Source organism: Aquifex sp., assembly GCF_056494385.1.
In genome coordinates, this window is sequence record NZ_JBSLZM010000047.1 from 1 (window position 1) to 3,269 (window position 3,269).

The 3,269-nt window shown below is 46.3% G+C and carries 3 protein-coding genes; 2 read left to right on the forward strand and 1 reads right to left on the reverse strand.

Annotation, left to right across the window (positions count from 1 at the left end):
- On the reverse strand, positions 1-2,529 hold a 2,529-nt coding region (locus ACWB1W_RS03620), incomplete at its 3' end, for an N-6 DNA methylase (RefSeq protein ID WP_479370032.1).
- Between the two features lie 78 nt (positions 2,530-2,607).
- On the opposite strand from ACWB1W_RS03620, the gene ACWB1W_RS03625 reads away from it, so the two are divergent.
- Both ACWB1W_RS03625 and ACWB1W_RS03630 read left to right on the forward strand, forming a co-directional pair.
- Positions 2,608-2,841 carry an AbrB/MazE/SpoVT family DNA-binding domain-containing protein gene (locus tag ACWB1W_RS03625; RefSeq protein WP_479370033.1) on the forward strand — a complete coding sequence of 78 codons (234 nt, stop codon included), beginning with the start codon at positions 2,608-2,610 and terminating at the stop codon, positions 2,839-2,841.
- Positions 2,823-3,245 (forward strand): putative toxin-antitoxin system toxin component, PIN family, encoded by a 423-nt coding sequence (locus tag ACWB1W_RS03630; protein WP_479370034.1) that lies wholly within the window; start codon positions 2,823-2,825, stop codon positions 3,243-3,245. Before ACWB1W_RS03625 ends, ACWB1W_RS03630 begins: the two co-directional genes overlap by 19 nt.
- Positions 3,246-3,269 lie beyond the last annotated feature (24 nt).

A 3,269-nucleotide genomic window follows, 5' to 3' on the forward strand; every position in this document is an offset into this window, starting at 1 on the left:
CGCCTGCTCTCTCGGGTTGAAGGGACAAGCTGTAGTAGCGAGACATATCCGAAGAAAGGCATATCCCCTTTCGGGCAGGGCATACGGGAACCTCCAGAAGGAGGGATCGCTCGCTCTTGTTACGTCAAGGCCTCTTTCCGCAGGTTCATCTATAAGCTGGCAGGCAAGGATGTTCTCTCCCTTGTAAACTCTCCAGCTTCCATGATGTTTCTGGCGCCTGAAAACCAGTCCTCTTGCTATCATCTTTGACTGTTCCCATCCTTCACTTTCGTATGGCTCCTCAAGAGAGGCTTCCACGTAGGTATTCCCTTCTCTTTTTCTCCACCATACCCTTGCGATGTCTTCAAAGGTCGGGAACTTCTTTATATGGTTTATAAGCTCAAGCCTTTCGGGAGTTATCTTGGTAAGTATTCGCCCATCTTCGGTAAAGATCTCATCGTATTTGAAATTTACCACTTTGAGATCATTCAGTATCTCTTTTCCTTTCTTGTTCGTAGGAGCATCAAGGAACTTCAGGGTGATTTGGTCATTCCCGGAAGGTTTCCTTTTCTGAACTATCAGAATTACGGGATTGACAGCAACTTCGGGAAAAATCTCTTTAGCAACAAGCTCAAGGTCCACTATCTCCTTTACAGTCCACTCTGTTCTGAGGAGGTCCCTCAGCGGTTTCTCGTGGTTACTGTCAAAAACAGAAAGAGAGAGAACGAAGCCAAGGTACCCATCCTCGTCAACCCAATCCCTGAGAGCCCTGTAGGTGAACACCGCCCTCAGGTTTGCCCTTGCGAGGGGGTCCGAAGGTGATGAGTTTTCCCTCTCGCTTCTCAGTATCTCAGGGCGAACATAAGGGGGATTCCCCACAACCGCCTGATACTCTCTTGTGCTGTAGATTTTCCACATACCGCCTGTTTCGTAAAGACCTCTCTGTGTGCCTACCGCATCCCCGACAGAAACCTTCAGGAGAGGCATGGGTCGTCCTTGTAGTCTGTCCTTAAAGGGAAGCAGGTGCCAGAAGAGCTGAAGCCTTGAGAGGGCGGATGCAAAGGGATCAATGTCGTTGCCGTGTATCTTCTCTACCTCTTTTTTGAACCTCTCGTAAGATATGGTTCCCCTCTTGAACTTTTCTCCCGCAAGCCTTTCAAAAAAGACAACGAGGAAGGTTCCGGAACCGCAGGCGGGGTCAAGGACGCTTTCAACGCTTCCGCCGGTCATGCCAAGGATGCTGTCCGCTATGCATTCCGCTATCCAGAATGGAGTAAAGACCTGACCGAGGTTTTTTCTCGTGCTCGGGGAAACCATCCTGGTGTAAATTTGAGAAAGAATGTCCCCCCTTACTTTTGAAAACTCTACGAAAGAAAGCCAGTAGAGTATGTATTCTATAGCTCTTGACAGAGAATCGTCGGAAAGATACAAAACCCAGTCGTAAACGGTTTCTCCCATAATTGTGGGGAAGATTTCTTCTGTAAGCTGGGATCCGTATCTTACAAGCTCTGTCATGTTAGCCCTGACGTGTTCCCTGAACTTCACAAAACTCTCTATACCGCCGTTAGAAAAGATTTTTCTCCCGAGGAAAGAAAGATCTTCTACAAATCTTATGGTAAGCATGCGTGCCATAAGGAGCATGGCGGTTCCGAAAACGAGAGAGCCTTTAAGCTTGCGGTCAAAATCCCTGTCTCTTAACCACACGTAGGTGTAGAAGAACTGGAAAAGGGGGCGATTCTTCCTGAACATGGAAGAAAGAATGGAGAGCCTGTTTTCAAACTCTTCCCAATCTATATCCATGGAAGCGTAAGCAGGAAAGTCAGGTTCTACGCCCGTCGGGGTGATATTGAGGATGTCCTTTGTGTTGTTTGAGCCTCTTGAAGCTATGGAGTAGAAGTATTCAAGGTGTTCTTTCATCTTTTCATAGAACTCTTCCGCTCTGGGGACAAGTCCCTTGACCGTATTCATAAGCAGGTTAAAGCTCCTCTCAAGCGTATTGAAAAAGGCTTCCCTATTCTCGGACGGGTCTATACTTCCCACATGTGAGGTGTCCCCTTCAAGGAATTTTTTAAGGTTTTCCCGCTGTTCAAAAGCTGCAGGAGACAGGTTTCCTCTAAGGAATTCCCACAGCTCTCTTACCTGAGCCTTATCGCTAACATCAAAAACCCTTTTCTGCCCTGTTCTGATTTCAAGCCCGAACACGGGCATAATCACCCATATCTCGGGGTCAACGAGAACGAACCATTCTGTTCCCAGAACCACATACTTCTTCTTTTCACCGAGGATTTCCTCTATATTTCTGTCACTCTCAAAGAGCCTCGCCTTTGCCTTTGCTTCTCCCACAATCCACGGAAATCCGAGCTCTTTAATGAGAACCGCAAAGTCGGGTATATCCCTTCTTTTTCCCAGAGAAACATCAACCTTAATATTTCCCGCTCCCCAGCCTATAGCTTCAAAGACCTTCTTAATTTCAGGATACATATTCCGTTCCTGACCCGACCTGGTTCTGAGAAGTTCAGAGATAGCTCTTGTAAATTTCTTCCAGCTCATGTTCACTTATCATACAATCTTCTTGTTTCTTGACGTTGAGCAATTCTTCCTTACTTTTAGAAAATAAGGAGGTAAGGCATGTTAGTAAAGAAAACATCCAAAAATCAGATTACGCTTCCTAAGGAGGTCCTCAAAAACTTCCCCGAAGTGGAGTATTTTGAGGTAACGGTTGAAGAAGGCAGGATAGTTCTGATTCCCGTAAAGACCGTACCTTCAAACATAACCCTTGAGAAGATAAGGGAGAAGATAAAAGAGGCGGGGCTTACCGAAAGGGACCTTGAGGAAGCGGTAAAGTGGGCAAGAAAAAGCTGAGAGTGGTTCTGGACACGAACGTGATCCTGTCTTCCCTACTTTTCGGAGGAAGGCTCGCATTCATTCACAAGGCATGGAATGGAGGTAAGCTAACTCTTCTTTTTTCAGAAGACACACTTGAGGAGCTTGTAAAGGTCCTTCACTATCCCAAGTTAGCTCTTACGGAGGAAGAGATTGACTTCTTACTCTACGTGGAAATTCTACCCTGCTCGGAAATGGTTGAAGTTAAGTTCAGGATAGATGAAGAAGTGTGTACAGATAAGGACGACCTCAAGTTTCTTGAGTGTGCGGTGTCGGGAAGAGCGGATTTTGTTGTCAGCGGAGACAAGGAGCTTCTTTCTGTAGGAGAAATTGAAGGCATAAAGATAATCACTCCTGCAGAGCTGAGGAAGATTCTGAGATGAAAGGAGCTTTAGTCGGATCTCCTT